Here is a 17,792-nt window from a genome sequence, read left to right on the forward strand (position 1 = left end):
CCTTGCAGGAACCTCGACCTTACAAATGAGCTACAACCGGCGATTACCTGACTCCTGCGTCAACAGGTAGAATCGGCGGCTTTTCGCGTCATGCCTGGATACATCATCGGTGAACAGCCTCACTGCAACACCTGCCACCCCGCCTCTGAGTCGCCCGGCCCGAGTGCGCCTGGAACTGCGTAACCTGCTGGGCCTGGCCCTGCCGATCATCATTGCCCAGCTGGCGCATACCGCCATGGGCTTCGTCGACGCGGTGATGGCCGGCCGGGTCAGCCCCCGCGACCTGGCGGCGGTGGCGCTGGGCAACTCGATCTGGGTGCCGGTGTTCCTGTTGATGACCGGCATCCTGCTGGCGACCACGCCCAAGGTCGCCCAGCGTCATGGCGCCGGAACCCCGGCCGAGATCGGCCCGCTGGTGCGCCAGGCCCTGTGGCTGGCGCTGGTGGTGGGCCTGGCGGCGGGCGTGATCCTGTACAACGCCGAACCGGTCCTGCACCTGATGAAGGTCGACCCGGAACTGATCGGCCCGTGCATGGACTACCTGCGCGGCATCGGCACCGGCCTGCCGACGGTGGCGCTCTACCATGTGCTGCGCTGCTGCAGCGACGGCATGGGCCGCACCCGTCCGAGCATGGTCCTGGGTTTGTGCGGGCTGGCGCTGAATATCCCGCTGAACTACGTGTTCATCTACGGGCACTTCGGCGTGCCGGCCATGGGCGGACCGGGCTGCGGCTGGGCCACGGCGATCGTGATGTGGTGCATGCTGTTCGGCATGGCCGGCTGGGTGCGCTGGGCCAAGGTCTATCGGCCGAGCCAGGTGTTCAGCCATTTCGAGTGGCCGCAGTGGGCGGTGATCAAGCGTTTGCTGAATATCGGCCTGCCCATCGGCATCGCGGTGTTCGCCGAGGCCAGCATCTTCTCGGTGATCGCCCTGCTGATCGGCTCCCTCGGCGCCACGGTGGTGGCCGGGCATCAGATCGCCCTGAATATCAGTTCGCTGGTGTTCATGGTCCCCTATTCCCTGAGCATGGCCATCACCGTACGGGTCGGCCAGGCCCTGGGCCGCGAACAGCCCCGTGAAGCGCGCTTTACCGCTGGGGTTGGAGTGGCCACGGCGCTGGCTTATGGCTGTTTGTCGGCGAGCCTGATGCTGTTGTTTCGCGAACACCTGGCGACCCTCTACACCAACGATCCACAGGTGATCCAGGTGGCGACCATGCTGATCGTGTATTCGGCGCTGTTCCAGATCTCGGATGTGATCCAGGTCACGGCGGCCGGGGCCTTGCGCGGTTACCAGGACACCCGGGTGACCATGATCCTGACGCTGTTCGCCTATTGGGGCATCGGTTTGCCGGTGGGCTACGCCCTGGGGCTGACCGACTGGCTGGGGGCGCCGAGTGGCCCGAGCGGGCTGTGGCAGGGTTTGATCGTGGGGCTGTCGTGCGCGGCGGTGATGCTCTCGATCCGCCTGGTACGCAGCGCGCGCAGGCGGATCCGGATGAGCCGCTCGACGGCTTAGTCGAGCTTCTTGCGAATCCAGTACAGGTAGGTACCGGCCTCTTCTCGCTGCGCCACCAGTTCGTGGTCAAGGAAGACACAGAACTTGGGGATATCGCGACGGGTCGACGGATCGGTGGCGATCACCTTGAGCAGCCCACCCGGCGGCAGGTCGCGGATGTGCTGGTGCAACATCATCACCGGCTCCGGGCAATTGAGCCCGGTGGCGTCGAGGGTGCCGTCAACGGCGGGGTCGTGGGGTTGGGTCATGCTTCACTCCTGAAACCAGGCCGGCATTATCTAGCTTTTTTCACATCCAGTCGACGCAGGTGGCAGGTCACTTCCTCACGGTCGTGGTACAGCTGCTTGCAGCCGATCTCCACCCGGATGCCACGGGCCTTGAAGCCATCCTCGATACGCTCGAGCAAACGCCGGACTTCGGCATAACGCTGTTTCATCGGCAACTTGAGATTGACCACCGCCTCGCGGCAATGCCCCTCGCCGATCCAGGTCTCCAGCAAGGCGGCGTTGCGCGCCGGTTTCTCGACGATATCGCAGACCATCCAGTCCACCGGCTGTTTCGGCTTGAAGGTGAAGCCGTCGGCCATCAGGTGCTGGACCAGGCCGGTGTCCATCAGGCTTTCAGCCATGGGACCGTTGTCGATGGCGGTCACCAGCATGCCGCGGTTGACCAGTTGCCAGGTCCAACCGCCAGGCGCGGCACCGAGGTCGACGCCGGTCATGTCGCTGTGCAGGCGCTCGTCCCACTGGTCGCGGGGGATAAAGTGGTGCCAGGCCTCTTCCAGCTTGAGGGTCGAGCGACTCGGGGCGCTCCTGGGGAACTTGAGCCGGGGAATGCCCATTGGCCACATCGCCGAATTGTCCGCCTCGGCCAGGCCGAGAAAGACTTCCCGACCACTCTTGAAGGTCAACAGCAGGCGCGGCTTGTGCACGTCTTCCACCAGCTTGCCGGCCTGGGTCAGGGCCTTGCGCAGCGGGCCTTCGAACTTCTTGCAGAAATTCGAGAGTTCCTTGCCGTCGTTGGTATCGACCACTTCCAGCCAGAGGCTGCCAAAGGTCGGCCATTGCGCCAGCTCAGCGAGGATCACGCTGATGCGATCGGTTTCCGGCAGGTCGATAAACCGCCCGCGCGCCCACTGTCGGGGAAAGATCAGATCGGCGAAACGCATGCCCGCCATCAGCCGGCGCGCGCCATCGTCGTCACCGCAGACGAATTCGGCGCAAGCGCTGTTGGTCTTGGCCTTGGCGTAGCCCGGGACGTCCAGGCGCGCGGCGTGCTCGGAAATCTCCGAGCAGACTTCGCCTTCGAAGCCCGGACGGCAATGTATAAAGAGGGTGTTCATTGAACTCAGCCTGTCACTAAAACCGGCGCATCATAGCCGAGTTCGGAACCTTGGACCTGCCCATAGAGTCCAGTAATTAGCCAGTTTTCCCGATCGGAGCTAGCTTTAAGGCTCTGCCCGTTCCATCCGGCCCGTGCCGTGCGGGCCTCAAGGAGTCATTTCATGTCCTCCCTCGATAGCCTGAAAACCCTTAAAACCCTGGAGGTGGGCGCCAAGACCTACCACTATTTCAGCCTCCCGGATGCCGCCAAGTCCCTCGGCAACCTGGACAAACTGCCGATGTCCCTCAAGGTCCTGCTGGAAAACCTGTTGCGCTGGGAAGACGACAAGACCGTCACCGGCGCCGACCTCAAGGCCATCGCCGCCTGGCTCAAGGCCCGCAGCTCCGATCGGGAAATCCAGTACCGCCCGGCCCGGGTGCTGATGCAGGACTTCACCGGGGTACCCGCGGTGGTCGACCTGGCCGCCATGCGCGCCGCCGTGGCCAAGGCCGGCGGCGATCCGCAGCGGATCAACCCGCTCTCCCCCGTCGACCTGGTGATCGACCACTCGGTGATGGTCGACAAGTTCGCCACACCCCAGGCCTTCGGCGAGAACGTCGATATTGAAATGGAGCGCAACGGCGAACGCTACGCCTTCCTGCGCTGGGGCCAGAACGCCTTCGACAATTTCAGCGTGGTGCCGCCGGGCACCGGGATCTGCCATCAGGTCAACCTCGAATACCTCGGCCGGACCGTCTGGACCAAGGATGAGGACGGTCGCACCTACGCCTTCCCCGATACCCTGGTCGGCACCGACTCCCACACCACCATGATCAACGGCCTCGGCGTGCTCGGCTGGGGCGTCGGCGGTATCGAGGCGGAAGCGGCGATGCTCGGCCAGCCGGTGTCGATGCTGATTCCCGAAGTGATCGGCTTCAAGCTCACCGGCAAGCTCAAGGAAGGCATCACCGCCACCGACCTGGTGCTGACGGTGACCCAGATGCTGCGCAAGAAAGGCGTGGTCGGCAAATTTGTCGAGTTCTACGGCGACGGCCTGGCCGAACTGCCCCTGGCGGACCGCGCGACCATCGCCAACATGGCACCGGAATACGGCGCCACCTGCGGTTTCTTCCCGGTGGACGAGGTGACGCTGGATTACCTGCGCCTGTCCGGCCGGCCGAGTGAAACCGTCAAGCTGGTGGAGGCCTACAGCAAGGCCCAGGGCCTGTGGCGGCTGCCGGGCCATGAACCGGCCTTCAGCGACAGCCTGGCCCTCGACATGGCCAGCGTCGAAGCCAGCCTGGCCGGGCCCAAGCGCCCCCAGGACCGGGTCTCGCTGCCGGATGTCGCGCAAGCTTTCAGCGACTTCATGGCACTGCAATTCAAACCGGCGCACAAGGACGAAGGGCGCCTGGAAAGCGAAGGCGGCGGCGGTGTCGCGGTGGGCAATGCGGATATGGTCGGCGAGGCCGACTATAGCTACGAAGGCCAGACCTACCGGCTGAAGAATGGCGCCGTGGTTATAGCCGCCATCACCTCCTGCACCAACACCTCCAACCCCAGCGTGATGATGGCCGCCGGCCTGGTGGCGAAGAAGGCCGTGGAAAAAGGCCTGAAACGCAAACCCTGGGTCAAGAGTTCCCTGGCTCCCGGCTCCAAGGTGGTGACCGACTACTACAAGGCCGCCGGCCTGACCCGCTACCTCGACGAACTGGGCTTCGCCCTGGTGGGTTATGGCTGCACCACCTGCATCGGCAACTCCGGGCCATTGCCCGAGCCGATTGAAAAAGCCATCACCCAATCGGATCTCACCGTCGCCTCGGTATTGTCCGGCAACCGCAACTTCGAGGGTCGGGTGCATCCGCTGGTGAAAACCAACTGGCTGGCCTCGCCGCCGCTGGTGGTGGCCTACGCCCTGGCCGGCAGCGTGCGTATCGATATCAGCCGCGAGCCGCTGGGGGAAGACCAGGACGGCAAGCCGGTGTACCTGCGGGATATCTGGCCGAGCCAGAAGGAAATCGCCGAGGCCGTGGCCCAGGTCGATACCGCCATGTTCCACAAGGAGTACGCCGAAGTTTTCGCCGGTGACGCCCAGTGGCAGGCCATTGAAGTACCGCAGGCCGCCACCTATGTCTGGCAGAAGGACTCGACCTATATCCAGCACCCACCGTTCTTCGACAATATCGCCGGGCCCCTGCCGGTGATCGAAGATATCGAAGGCGCACGGGTACTGGCCCTGCTCGGCGACTCGGTGACCACCGACCACATCTCCCCCGCCGGCAATATCAAGGCCGACAGCCCGGCCGGACGTTATCTGCGCGAACTGGGCGTGGAACCGCGGGACTTCAACTCCTACGGCTCACGCCGTGGCAACCACGAAGTGATGATGCGCGGCACCTTCGCCAATATCCGTATCCGCAACGAAATGCTCGGCGGCGAGGAAGGTGGCAATACCTTCCACGTGCCGTCCGGCGAAAAGCTGCCGATCTATGACGCGGCCATGCGTTACCAGGCCGAAGGCACGCCCCTGGTAGTGATTGCCGGCCAGGAGTACGGTACCGGCTCGAGTCGTGACTGGGCCGCCAAGGGCACCAACCTGCTGGGGGTCAAGGCGGTGATCGCCGAGAGTTTCGAGCGTATCCACCGTTCCAACCTGGTGGGCATGGGTGTGCTGCCCTTGCAGTTCAAGCTCGACCAGAACCGCAAGAGCCTGAAACTGACCGGCAAGGAAACCCTGAGTATCGGCGGACTGAGCGGCGCCGAACTGCAACCGCGAATGAACCTGCCACTGACCCTGACCCGTGAGGACGGCAGCCAGGAAAAAATCGACGTGTTGTGTCGGATCGATACGCTTAATGAAGTGGAATACTTCAAGGCAGGGGGAATCCTGCATTATGTATTACGGCAACTCATTGCCTCTTGATTGCTTCATGAAATAGAGCGCAAATGCGCACCGGCACTGGCCGGTGCGCTTTCCACACCAGGTCGACGACCGCCCCGACTTTCACTTCCGAATATTCTCTTACACACAATCAAACAACCTCCTTCCTTTTATTAATACCTCCTCTTACACGTACAAGTAACACCGCACAACCTCCCTCACTATTCATTAAATTTTGCCCACCCTAGAATGGAGACGACAACTCACAACCACAACAATCAGAGAACTTGTATGAATACGACTTCGGCGAAACATGAACCTGCATTGCCGGAAACTGATCAAGCACAAACAACTTCAAGCCCACCACTCGAAGCCGAGACCTCGGCCGTTGAATATACATCGGAAAGTACTCTGTCCCTTGTAGAAACCTCTTTTCTATCGATCGTGGACCAGACCGATGTCATCGGTGGTCTTTCCGCGCCGGTCATTGACGTCGTCAACTCACCCTGGCTTACCGCAAAAGACGAGTATCGCCACCCCTCGACCACGCTTCGCACCCTGCTCAGCAAGGCCGATGCCGGCCTCACCTACTCCTTTGGCTTATTCAAGACGGAAAACAATCTGCCCGATAACTTCCTGTCCGATGATCACTACGACGGTGCGAAAAGTTATTGGTCCGATATCAGCCAGCCGCTGATCAATATCGCCAACCAGGTGCGTACCTTGTTGGCCGACGCGTCAGACAACAGCTCACGCCCGCTGCCTGACGGACGCCTCTACACCGCGAACAACGTCGAGGTTCCCTGGTATTCCTCGGCACGCAACCATCTCTTGCATTCATCGCCGGCGGTGTTCAAGAAGGCGGTCGATGCCGCCACGGAACACGAAGGTTACAGGGAGCCCTATCTACCGTTCAGTGATTGGATCAATGAAAACCTGGGCAGTATCGACAAGAGCGCCTTCAAGGACGAAAAAGACCTGCTCCAGCGCTGCCTGAGCTTTCTCGAACGTGCGGATGTGCAAATATTCTCTGCCAGGCTTCTCAAGGAAATGCTCCCTGAATATTCGCAGCACATCGGCAGTCGAACCAATTTGCGATTGACCGCCTATGCCATGGCTCGATGGTCATATGAAGATACCCTGGCCCCTTTTGATAGCGAGACCGCCCACTGGTCGGCTGACCCGGAAAATAGCGAAGACGCTGAAAACAAACAATCGGAAGAGGTGATGACCTTGCCGATCCCGGCAGGCTCGAAAGCGGTGGATATTCATTTCGCACGGGGACTTCAGCGTATCGCCCTGGATGCCTATTGCGGAGGGTTGAGACAAGTCGAGCGCACACTCAAGGCGTTCTCGGACTCAGACAGCGAATCGGTTTTTTCAATCCTTCCCCAGGACCCTTGTGCCAGCGTGCTCACGGAAGAACAACTGCATGCCAAGGCGACTGAACGTTGGGGACAGATAAAGAGTATTACCGAGGCACTCTACCCGCACGCGTTCTACCCCTACTTCACCATGAGCGATGATATTACCGAGATAGCGCTGGCGGAGCTGCGAACTCTATCGAGCATCGATGACGCCACACGGGCGGTCTCTTATATCTGTCGCAGACCCGATCTCCACCGACGTCTGTCGGACTTCACCGGGGTATCTGTGCAATCGGGTGAAGGGGCCTGGGATGTGCTTCGTCGACTGGTGCGCAGCCTTGTAGCACCCGCAGGGAGTATTACGGATAACGGATTTTCCTCGATACCGGCCTTTATTGCGCCCCTGGTGTCCGCGAATCCGGATACGGCGTTGCTGGAACTCATTTTCAGAGGCACCCTTGTGACACGCCAATACATCCCCGCCAGTGCCTGGAGACCCGGGATCGAACCGCCCAAACAGGCTGAAATCCCCATCCCGGAGACGCTGCTCTTTCTGGAAGATCCCGATGCCACGTTCGCGGCCAATCGGCAACTGCTGCAGAACACCCTCGGGGAAACGGCGTCAACACCGGCGCTCGCCTCGCGCCTGCTCGACAAGATGGGCCTGAGTGCCACCTTCATCCAGGCACTCCCGACATGGGCCACGCTCGAACATTACCAACTGCTTCAAGGCTTGCCAGTATTCAGCGAGTGGGCCGCGAAAATGACCCAGAGCCCCACGCCCGCGAGTTCGTCGCCGTTGACGCCCGGTGAGCAATCCTACCTGCTCGTGGAAACACTCCTGAGCATCGCCTGGCCAGCAGTCAAAGACATGTGGCAACTGGAACCCGATCTTATCGGCACGATAACAGGCCCCGCGGATGAGACCTGGAGCCTACTCAAGGAGCGGCTGATTCAGGCCGTCCATCAGCGCCTCATGGACGAAAATGTGACCGACAAGGCTGGGCACGCCACGTTTCTGGCAGGTCTTCTGCTGCAGCGCGCACGCCCGGAACTGTTCCTCCGCGATACCGACAGCCTGACCCGCAACTATCAAAGCGACATCGCGGCCATCACCCTGCGTTGGGCGGCGAGACTGCTGAACGAAATCACGCCCCGCGCCTCGTTGGCCCATTCGATAGCCGACGTGGTGACAATGGCCTGGGACCTGGCCACACAGAACGGTATCGATATCGGCTCGCAGCCCATGAACGATGCCCCGGTGGCGTCCTCCGCCGAGGGCTCGACGGAGAATCCGTTCAGTGAGTTGGTCGGGCTCATCCTCGGAGACCAGATCACAGCCACCGCGCGGGCCTGGGGCTATGAAGACGCCATGGAGTGGGTCAACCTGACCAAGGCGGTAGAAGAGAGAAACCAGGCGCTTCTCCTGTCGGTGGAACATGAACGGGCTCCGGATCTGCGCGCCATGGCCAGCGTGCAACTCTGGGCCCTGGGTATTGATCCTGACGCCCCCTTTGGGGACCAAGACGTCAACATGCTGGACGCTTTTCTATGCAACATGAACATGACGCCTCGCGATCTTCATATCGCCCAAAGAACCGCCCTGCTCAAAAAGTTCATGGATGATTCAACTCTCTATAAAGAAAAATACAAGCCCATTGTCAAATCGCAACTTGAATTGATCTTTCAAAACCTTCCACTGCAAAGGCTTCAGATTCTTAACACTGGACGCTGGCGATTACTCACACCGTCGTCCCGCCATTCCTTGTTCTACAAGTCCGGCACATTGGCCATCGTCGAATTCGAGCCTGTGGAAGGCAATCAAACCCAATTTCTGAATATTCTGAAGTCGGATGATGGACTGGGAACCAGCTGGATTGATATCTGGAGCCGTTCCGCCATGCTGCTGCCCAAGCCTGCCTCCGTCGGCGGCAGGCTGAGAAGATCCGGTATCCCTGCCGGTGTCGGATTGGAAGCCGGTGAATGGCACGCCGGGCTGAATGCAGGCAAGCTCTACCCAAGCGACCCCGACAGCACGGCCCACCAAATCATCAATGACCTGGTCATGTCAGTCTGGGATACGCCCATGACATGGGAACTCAACTATTCCATGGAGCAAGAGACTCTCCTGCCCGCACAGCGAGGAGAACGCTTCAACCTCCTGTCCCTCATCCCGTTTTACGACTATTTTTCAAAACCCGCCGCCGAACGAAACAACGAAGAACATCTCACCCTCGCGCTGGAGGTCTTGCTCACGGCGCTGCCGGCGGCCAAAGGCGTGGGTTCTGCATTCAAGACATTGGGCAAGGCCACTCGAGCGGGCCTGCAGACGTCCCTGGGCCAAGGGCTGAAAAGCCAGGTCTTTTCCATTGGGCAGCACGGACTCACCACCTCGGCGGGGGAGACTGTCCGCAGAACCGCGATCGGGGGTTTATGGCAGACCCTGAATCATGTCGGCAGTGGGGCCAGCGCAAGCCTTGCCAATCAGGCATTGCGCAAAGGCCTGCGCAAAAGTGGCCTGCAACTGACTTATGCCGCTGGCGAGAGCCTTTACGTTGCGCTCCCCTGGGTAGACAGCCCACGGCTATTCGTACGGGCGACCAATAAGCTCTGGCAACATCTACACAAGGCCAAAGACCAGGCTGTGGAAGTGCTGAACTACGCCAGGCAATTGTTCAGACGGCAACTTTACTGGGCCGTCAGCTACCTCACCAGAATGTTTTCCACTCAAGCACTGGGCAGCGTTTCTCTTGAGGAGACGCTGCCTGTCAGGCACTCCCCCAGGCTCGACTTTTTCCTCGATCCGGATACCCGGCAGTTCCTGGTGAAACGGATACCGGAAGCGAACTCGGCCGAAGTCCATGCCGTTTATAAAAAGACGGCCAATAATCGCTCGGACGTGGTGTTTACCCATAAATTCCTGGTGAAAAACCCGGACGAGAGCTGGAATATTGCGGTCCGCGACAGGAATAACACCTGGGCGACGTTCACTCCCAAACAGCTCTTTATCTACCATGAGCAAATAGAAAACATGCTCCCAAGCCCCGCTCGGCGAAGTCAGTTCTATGTGCAAATGCAAGGTGATGCGCTTCAATCACAGGCCTGGAAAAAACTTCATGAGACCACCTTGGATGAGGCACGGACGCTTTCTATTTCACGACACAAACGCTCCGCGCCCGAAAGCACTCCATCGCCGGCCATAACCCCCCCTCATCGATAGTGTTCTTCACCGCCCGGGCTTGAGAAGCCCGGCGTTGAAAAAACACCGGGCCGACCGCCGTTTTTCATTGGCCAGCGGCTCTGGCCCCTACGTTATGATATTTGGCCCGCAACGCCGGGCTTTTCTTGTTCAACGAATCGAGGACCCTGCATGTCCGTTTTGCCCTGGGCCTATCTGGCCCTGCTTTCCCTTGGTTATGCCCTGGCCTTGAGCGTGGGCCATCTGGGGCTGCCCAGCCTGATCGCCTTCGCCCTGCTGCTGGCCGCCGGTGCCGCGGCATTCCAGCAGCGCAATCGCCCGGTTCGCTACCTCGGCCACGGCCTGTTCCTGCTGGTCGCCATCGGCCTGGCCCTGCACTGGCTGCCGGGCTTCCAGAATGGCCGGATGATCAGCGCGGTGCGTTTCACCCCGGACGCCGTGCCTTTCACGATGTACCTCAACCTCGATAAACCGCTGATCGGCTTCTGGCTGCTGCTGGTCTGCCCGTGGGTGGTCAATCGCCGCTCCGCGCGACGGGTGCTGGGCAGCACGGCGCTTGCCGGGGCCGTGACATCGCTGCTGGCCCTGGGCGGCGCCATCAGCCTGGGCATTGTCGACTGGGCGCCGAAATGGCCGGAACAGGGTGGGCTCTGGCTGCTGAACAACCTGCTGCTGGTGAGCCTGGTCGAGGAAGTGCTGTTTCGCGGCTATATCCAGGGCGGCCTGAGTCGCTGCTTCAGATCCCTGCCACGGGGCGAGAGCCTGGCGCTGCTCAGTGCCGCGCTGATCTTCGGGCTGACACACCTGGGGGCAGGCTGGCAATGGGCGTTACTGGCGACACTGGCCGGTGTCGGCTATGGTCTGGCCTACCGTTTTGGCGGCTTGGCTGCGGCCATCGCTACCCATGTCGCGCTTAATACACTGCACTTCGTATTCTTTACTTATCCGATGTTGCAACCGTGATAAATGGAACGGAAGTACCTGTTGGGTACTTTCGTCCGGTTAAACCCCCACACGGGAAACTGAACGCGTTAACTTCACGCGTGTTCGACTCGTATTCAAGGACGAGTACGAGTGCGCAAGGGCCAGAATGTGAACCGGCGTTGAAAGTTGAAAAATATATTCAATATTTCCCCTACCTTGCCGACAACCTGTCAAAGCCTTGCGGATAGAGAAACCATGCGTAATAACCAACCCATTACCCAACGTGAACGCACCTTCCCCGCTCAGCAACGGTTGATTTCCACTACCGACGCCAAAGGCGTGATCACCTACTGCAACGACGCGTTTGTCGAGATCAGTGGATTTTCCCGCGAAGAACTGATCCGCGCGCCCCACAACCTGGTGCGGCACCCGGACGTTCCGGCGGCGGTGTTTGCGCATATGTGGAACACTCTGAAACAAGGCCTGCCATGGATGGGCATTGTCAAGAACCGCTGCAAGAGTGGTGACCATTACTGGGTCAACGCCTATGTGACACCCGTTTTCGAAGGCAACCAGGTGATCGGCTACGAGTCGGTGCGGATCAAACCCACCGCCGAGCAGATCCGCCGTGCCGAGGCGCTGTACCAGCGCATCAACCAGGGCAAGTCGGCCGTGCCGCAGCGCGACAAGTGGCTGCCGGTGCTGCAGGACTGGCTGCCGTTCATCCTGGTCAGCCAGGTCAGCTTCCTGATCGGCATCTGGCTCACTTCCTACTGGGGCTTCGCCCTCGCCGCGGCGATCTCGGTACCGCTCGGGCTGATGGGCCTGAGCTGGCAGCAGCGCGGCCTCAAGCGCCTGTTGCAGCTGGCCGAACAGACCACCTCCGACCCGCTGATCGCGCAGATGTACACCGACAGCCGTGGTGCCCAGGCCCGTCTGGAAATGTCCATCCTCAGCCAGGAAGCCCGTCTGAAAACCTGCCTGACCCGTTTGCAGGACACCGCCGAGCACCTGACCAGCCAGGCGAAGAAGTCCGACGAACTGGCGCAGAAAAGCTCCACCGGCCTGGATCGCCAACGCCAGGAGACCGAGCAGGTGGCCACTGCTGTCAATGAGATGGCCGCGACTACCCAGGAAGTCGCCAGCCACGTCCAGCGCACCGCCGATGCGACCCAGGAAGCCAATCGCCTGACCAGTCGCGGTCGCTCGATCGCCGGCGAAACCCGCGAGGCCATCGAGCGCCTGTCGGTGGTGGTCGGCGAGACCGGCAGCACGGTCACGCAGTTGGCCAAGGACAGTGACGAGATCGGCGGCGTGGTCGATGTGATCAAGGGCATTGCCGACCAGACCAACCTGCTGGCCTTGAACGCGGCGATTGAAGCGGCTCGTGCCGGGGAAATGGGTCGTGGTTTTGCGGTGGTTGCCGATGAAGTGCGTCAACTGGCGCAACGCACCAGCGAATCCACCGGGCAGATCCACGCCCTGATCGCCAAGCTGCAGCAGACCGCCAGCAACGCCGTGCAAACCATGGACGCCGGCCACCGCCAGGCCCAGGAAGGCGTGGCCCGGGTCATGGAGGCCGATGCGGCGCTGGTGGGGATCAGCGAAGCAGTAGCCAATATCACCGACATGACCACCCAGATCGCCGCGGCCACCGAAGAACAAAGCTCGGTAGCCGAAGAGATCAGCCGCAATATCAGCACCATTGCGCAACTGGCCGACCAGACCTCGGAACAGGCCCACGACTCGGCGCACTTGAGCGAGGAGTTGACCCGCACCGCCAATACGCAGTATTCGTTGGTGGAGCGTTTTAACCGGTAATCGTTAACACAGCCTGAAAAACCCGATGATTAATAGTCATCGGGTTTTTTATTGCCTGAAGAAAGTCAATCGACTCCATTTTTAAAGTAAGAAACTTCCTAAAATATAAAAGCCTTTAACTGACATAACCTGACTCCATCAAAACCGCCCCTGCAAAACCCTTGACAACTTCAAACCGTTACTATTCGTTAAAGCCCAGGCATGACATCCCATAGATAGTTACTACCCACTTGAGACGTTCATGCCTTATTTGCCAGATCAGCACGCGTCGACACAAAACACTCACAATAATCGGTAACGCGTCTGACCGTGAAACGACCTGACAACACTCAATTAGATAGCAGGACTATCCTTATGATGGATCAAGTAAACACCCTACAGTCTCGCTTCATGAAAGAGGACCTTATCGCCCCCCGTGTCGAGCAAGCCGCCCCGGAGGATGGGCTGCTGCCAGTCGGCGAGCTTGACCGCCCTCTCTCGGTTTCCCTGCCACTGTGGCCGAATGCACGACCCGATGACCTCTATCAACTCACCTGGAACAACGCATTGATTGGCGACCCCATTCAACTGCTTCCCCCTCTGCAACCTGGCGATATCCTGTATGCGCACATCCCGGTCAGCGCACTCATCGTCGAAGGAACCTATCAACTCGGTTATCGAATCACTACAGGTCCGGGCGCCATCACCTATCTGTCGCCAACCACGACCCTGGTCATTGATCGCAGTCCACCCGGTGGCACTCTTCTCGCCGCCCCTATCCTTCCACCGGTCGCCCTCGATGGCCTGGGCAACAGTGAACTGGTCGCCCTGGGCAACCAACTCACCGTCACGGTGCCCGGTTACTTCGACATGCAGTGGGGCGATGTCATTCAAAGTTACTGGGGCGAACAGGCCGGCCCCAGTCATACCGTACAAGCCGATCAACCCGGCAGCGACAAAGTCCGGCTCAGTGTCGACCGGCGTTTCCTCGAGCGCCTGGGCAACGGCGAGTTCGCCCTCGGTTACAGCGTCCGCGATCGTGCCGGCAATACCTCCGTGCGCTCGCAAGCGGTCATGCTCAAGTTGCAGTTGCAGCAGGCACCGGCCAACCTGCAAGCGCCCGTGGCCCTGCAACTCGAAAACGGCCAGGTCCATGATGCACAGGCCCGCATCGGCGTGAAGATCGCGGTGCCCACCTATCAGCATGTCGCCATCGGCGACGAAATCTGCGTGCTGTGGAACGGCGAACGCGCCGCCGCCAGGCGGATCATCAGCGCCCACGAGCTGGACAAGCCTTTGCTGCTGAACGTCATGGCGCGTTATCTGGTGATTTCCCGCCACGGCGACGGCCCGGCCCGGCTGACCTACCAGGTACGCCGCAATGGCGAGGTGTTCACCTCGCCGGAGCTGGAACTCGAGGTTTTTTTGCAGTTGCCCGGCCCGCAGGACCCGACCCCGCAGACACTGGTCAACGAGGCCCTCGCCGCGCCGGTGATCAAGGGCAAGAATCCCCATGGCCGGCGACTGGACAATTACCTGGATGAAGACAACGCCCAACTTTCGGCCGACGCGGTCATCGCCTGGCGCAAGGCGTTCCAGGCCGGCGACCGGATCAACCTGTTCTGGGGCCAGTCCAGCCAACCGCTGGTACACCCGATTACCCCTCGTGATGTCGAGGCCGCCTGCTATCTGGTGATCAACGTACCGAACAGCCTGATTGCCGAACAAGGCTGTGGCGTCGATATCAGCGTGCAGTACACCGTGACCCGGGCAGGCAATCCGAACACCTCCTACTCGCCCAAGCAATCGGTCGCGGTGATCTTCCAGATGCAATTGCCGGGCGGCTCGACGGGCCTGATGGAGCCGGTCTTCAGCGCGGCCAACGTGCTGAATGTAGTAGACCCGCGCCGTGACCCGGAGGGCACGGTGGTGCTGATCAGCCCCTACCGCAACATGAAAGTCGGTGACCGCATCGTCCTGCGCTTTTGCGGCTTCGACGCCCTCACCGGGGGCAACGAGATCGAGGCCGCGACCTTCAGCACCGAACGCCTGGTCAGCGAGCACGAGCTGCGCCACGGCTGCCGGCTGCGGATCCCCCTGGCACGCCTGATGGCCATCGAGCATGGCCGTGGCCGGGCGCGTTATGAGGTGATCAGCGAACTGGGACGGGTCACCTCATTGCCCGCCGATGTCTATATCTCGTCACGCGCGACCGTGATGGCGCGCTGAGCGCCAGCCATGAAAAAAGCCCTCGGCGATCCTTCGTCGAGGGCTTCGGATCAAAGCGGTCGTCTATGACCGCGCGGATCAGAACGCGTAGCGCAGGCCGAGATTGACACCCCAGGGCTGCTCGATGTGCTCGCCCTTCATGTAATCGAAATCGGCGTGCAGTTGCAGGTCTGTCGACAGCGCGGCGGAGACCCCCACGCCCAATTCGCCACGGGTGCCGAACAGGCTGTTATCGAAGGCCGTGTCATTGACCTTCACCGTATTGTCGTTGCGGGAAAACTCATGGGCCATGGCCACCCGCAGATACGGCTGCAACAGACCGCCGTCGCGCAGTTCAAGGTTTCGCCCCAGGGTCGCGCCGGCCTTGCCGAGCACGGAGACGGTGCGGTCGTTATCCGCTCGCAGGCCGTTGTCCAACTGGTAGCTGCCGCCCTTGACCAGGACCGAGGACAACTGGGCGTAAGGCTCGACAAAGACGTCGTCACGCAGCTTGATGTGTTTGCCGAACTCCAGCGAAGCACCATAGGCGAAGTTGTCGTAGTCACCCTTGGCCTTGGTGCCGTTGGTCATCCTGACATCGGCCTGGTTATCGAAACGGTTCAACTTGAGCACGCCGTCGAGGTAATAACCGTCGTCCCGCAGCCAGGTGCCGTAGGCGCCGAGGGAGTAGCTGTCGACCGTGGCGGAGGTGCCGCGATTGAGGCTCAGGTCGGAACGGCTGTGACCGGCCATGACCCCGACCAGCAACTGCCCGTCGCTGACCGGCACGGGCAGATCGGCCCCGAAAGACAAGCCTTTCTGACGCTGCTTGTAGCCGAATCCCGCTTCGGCGGTGACGTTGTACTGGTTGCCGTAGCTGCGGACCCAGCCGCCACCCTCGCCATTGGTTCGGATTTCCCCCATGCGGCTGCGCAAGGTCGCCAACTCGCCATACCAGATGGTCGGCCCGACGTTGAACAGCGCCAGCGAGGCCTCGGTCGAGGGACTGATGGTCTTGCCGGAGCCGACGATAAACCAGTCATCGCCCTGCTTCTCCAACTGATAGGAATAGACCCCCAGGTCAATGCTGCCGCCGACCACTTCGAACAGCGCATCGCCGCCTTCGGTATGCACCACGTGCAAGGGCGTGATCTCCGGGGAGTTGGGCTCCAGCCCGGTGTTCTGGACATTCAGCAGGAAGTTGCCGTGGGCCTCGCCGTTGATGTCCAGCTTGTCGCCCGTGTTGTCCATCAGGTTGACGTGCATATTGAACATCCCGGTCCCGGACAACTCGCCCAGCGACAGGGTGTAGAACTGCTCGGCCGAGCCCAGGGTCACGCTGCCGCCGTCCATGGACAGCGACTTGACCTCGGCATCGCCGGTCAGCGTCCAGTTCGCCCGACTGTTGATCGCCACGCTGTTGGTGTTGATCAGGTTGCCGAACAGTCGCGCGCCGTTTTGCAGGGTGACATCCAGGGTGCTGCTGTCGTCGGCCACCAGGTCGCCGCGCAGCAGGCTGTTGTCGGCGGTGAAACCGACGTTACTGGCCCCCGTGACATCCAGCAAGACACCGTTGCCGGACAGCAGGTTCGCGCCGTTCTGTACGGTGATGTTCGCAATCGTGGCTTCAACCGCCGAGATGGCCGGGCCGGCAAGGCCTTCTATCGTCGAGTTGTCGACCACGATGTTGGCTTCCCGGGGAATGATCGGCCCGCCCGGCGCAGCCGTCCGGCCATCGAGTTGCAAGCCGATTGAATCACCCTGCACATGGCTGTTGTTGGTCATGGTCAGCGTGGCACCAAGCAATTTGATCCCGACGCCCCCCACCCCGCCGAAGTCGCTGCCGAACACCCGGGTATTGTCGAGGCTCAGTTGCCCCAGCGCGGCCACGGCAATTCCAATTCCGGCCCCGGACAACGTACTGTCCTGGATAGTTGCCCTGGAGGCAGTTGTCGTGCCCGCCGACGTCACGGTGCTCAGTTCGAGTGCCGTGCCGGTATCGTTGCGCACCTGTGCGTCATTGAGGGTCGCCCTGGCGCCCCCCAGGTGGATGCCTCCGGTGACCTCACCGCCATTGACCCTCACCTGGGAGGTCGATCCGTCGGCCCTGACGCGGGTCGCGGCGCCGCCGTCGACAATTTCCAAGATGCCGCCATTGATCACCTGCCATGACGTGGCCTCACTCTCGGCCGTAACCGTTTCCCGGCGATTGTCCACTACCCCCTGGGGCTCATTGTTCGAAGCGTCTTGCGCCAGACTCACCGGGGAACCCAATACGGCCCCCATGAGGCAGGCGATTTTCCCGAGGCCTGTATACGGGACCAATCGATAAGTCGTGCGTAACATTACTTCTTCTCCACCAAACAGAAGTAATAGTTTGATAAGGCTCGACCCCGATTTAATATTAAAAAAGGCCGTCAAAAAAGTAGGAACCTTCCTAAATAACGCAAGATATATTCCCACAAGAAAATCTTGTTTTCGCACACTCCAACTTCTAAAAATCGCTTGACACTTTTCAAACTTCTCTATTACGTGAGTTCCAGATAGGAAAACGCCTATCGATAAAACCTG

General features: G+C 60.6%; 9 protein-coding genes. 6 read left to right on the forward strand and 3 right to left on the reverse strand.

Going from position 1 to position 17,792, the window contains the following annotated elements; genetic code table 11:
* The first annotated feature begins 109 nt into the window (after positions 1-109).
* On the forward strand, positions 110-1,519 hold the full coding sequence (locus CWE01_RS11015) for an MATE family efflux transporter (RefSeq protein WP_100940560.1): 1,410 nt from the start codon (positions 110-112) through the stop codon (positions 1,517-1,519).
* Here the strand turns inward: CWE01_RS11015 and tusA are convergent.
* On the reverse strand, positions 1,516-1,767 hold the full coding sequence (gene tusA, locus CWE01_RS11020; RefSeq protein WP_100940561.1) for a sulfurtransferase TusA: 252 nt from the start codon (positions 1,765-1,767) through the stop codon (positions 1,516-1,518). The two genes, CWE01_RS11015 and tusA, sit on opposite strands and share 4 nt — an antisense overlap.
* Before the next feature lie 26 nt (positions 1,768-1,793).
* Positions 1,794-2,861 (reverse strand): 23S rRNA (cytidine(2498)-2'-O)-methyltransferase RlmM, encoded by a 1,068-nt coding sequence (gene rlmM, locus CWE01_RS11025; protein WP_100940562.1) that lies wholly within the window; start codon positions 2,859-2,861, stop codon positions 1,794-1,796.
* Between the two features lie 162 nt (positions 2,862-3,023).
* On the opposite strand from rlmM, the gene acnA reads away from it, so the two are divergent.
* From acnA to CWE01_RS11050, 5 genes are all read left to right on the forward strand, one after another.
* The gene (gene acnA, locus CWE01_RS11030; protein WP_100940563.1) at positions 3,024-5,765 is read left to right on the forward strand and encodes an aconitate hydratase AcnA; all 2,742 of its coding nucleotides are present in this window, start codon (positions 3,024-3,026) and stop codon (positions 5,763-5,765) included.
* A 249-nt stretch (positions 5,766-6,014) separates the two neighbouring features.
* Positions 6,015-10,310 carry a hypothetical protein gene (locus tag CWE01_RS11035; protein ID WP_157815205.1) on the forward strand — a complete coding sequence of 1,432 codons (4,296 nt, stop codon included), beginning with the start codon at positions 6,015-6,017 and terminating at the stop codon, positions 10,308-10,310.
* Positions 10,311-10,460: 150 nt separating this feature from the next.
* Positions 10,461-11,252 carry a CPBP family intramembrane glutamic endopeptidase gene (locus CWE01_RS11040; RefSeq protein ID WP_100940565.1) on the forward strand — a complete coding sequence of 264 codons (792 nt, stop codon included), beginning with the start codon at positions 10,461-10,463 and terminating at the stop codon, positions 11,250-11,252.
* Between the two features lie 216 nt (positions 11,253-11,468).
* On the forward strand, positions 11,469-13,034 hold the full coding sequence (locus CWE01_RS11045; RefSeq protein ID WP_100940566.1) for a PAS domain-containing methyl-accepting chemotaxis protein: 1,566 nt from the start codon (positions 11,469-11,471) through the stop codon (positions 13,032-13,034).
* A gap of 390 nt (positions 13,035-13,424) precedes the next feature.
* Positions 13,425-15,242, forward strand: coding sequence for a hypothetical protein (locus CWE01_RS11050; protein WP_100940567.1), 1,818 nt, complete (start codon positions 13,425-13,427; stop codon positions 15,240-15,242).
* A gap of 78 nt (positions 15,243-15,320) precedes the next feature.
* On the opposite strand, the gene CWE01_RS11055 is transcribed toward CWE01_RS11050, so the two are convergent.
* Positions 15,321-17,507: an autotransporter outer membrane beta-barrel domain-containing protein gene (locus CWE01_RS11055; RefSeq protein ID WP_100940568.1), complete on the reverse strand. Its 2,187-nt coding sequence runs from the start codon at positions 17,505-17,507 to the stop codon at positions 15,321-15,323.
* Positions 17,508-17,792 lie beyond the last annotated feature (285 nt).

It is taken from the genome of Pseudomonas sp. QS1027, from assembly GCF_002814235.1.
Taxonomy (GTDB): Bacteria; Pseudomonadota; Gammaproteobacteria; order Pseudomonadales; family Pseudomonadaceae; genus Aquipseudomonas.

Bases quoted from the DNA above. Each gene is read 5' to 3' on its own strand.
- rlmM (WP_100940562.1), bottom strand. From the start codon at position 2,861: ATGAACACCCTCTTTATACATTGCCGTCCGGGCTTCGAAGGCGAAGTC.
- CWE01_RS11040 (WP_100940565.1), top strand. From the start codon at position 10,461: ATGTCCGTTTTGCCCTGGGCCTATCTGGCCCTGCTTTCCCTTGGTTAT.
- CWE01_RS11050 (WP_100940567.1), top strand. From the start codon at position 13,425: ATGAAAGAGGACCTTATCGCCCCCCGTGTCGAGCAAGCCGCCCCGGAG.
- CWE01_RS11045 (WP_100940566.1), top strand. From the start codon at position 11,469: ATGCGTAATAACCAACCCATTACCCAACGTGAACGCACCTTCCCCGCT.
- acnA (WP_100940563.1), top strand. From the start codon at position 3,024: ATGTCCTCCCTCGATAGCCTGAAAACCCTTAAAACCCTGGAGGTGGGC.
- tusA (WP_100940561.1), bottom strand. From the start codon at position 1,767: ATGACCCAACCCCACGACCCCGCCGTTGACGGCACCCTCGACGCCACC.
- CWE01_RS11035 (WP_157815205.1), top strand. From the start codon at position 6,015: ATGAATACGACTTCGGCGAAACATGAACCTGCATTGCCGGAAACTGAT.
- CWE01_RS11055 (WP_100940568.1), bottom strand. From the start codon at position 17,507: ATGGGGGCCGTATTGGGTTCCCCGGTGAGTCTGGCGCAAGACGCTTCG.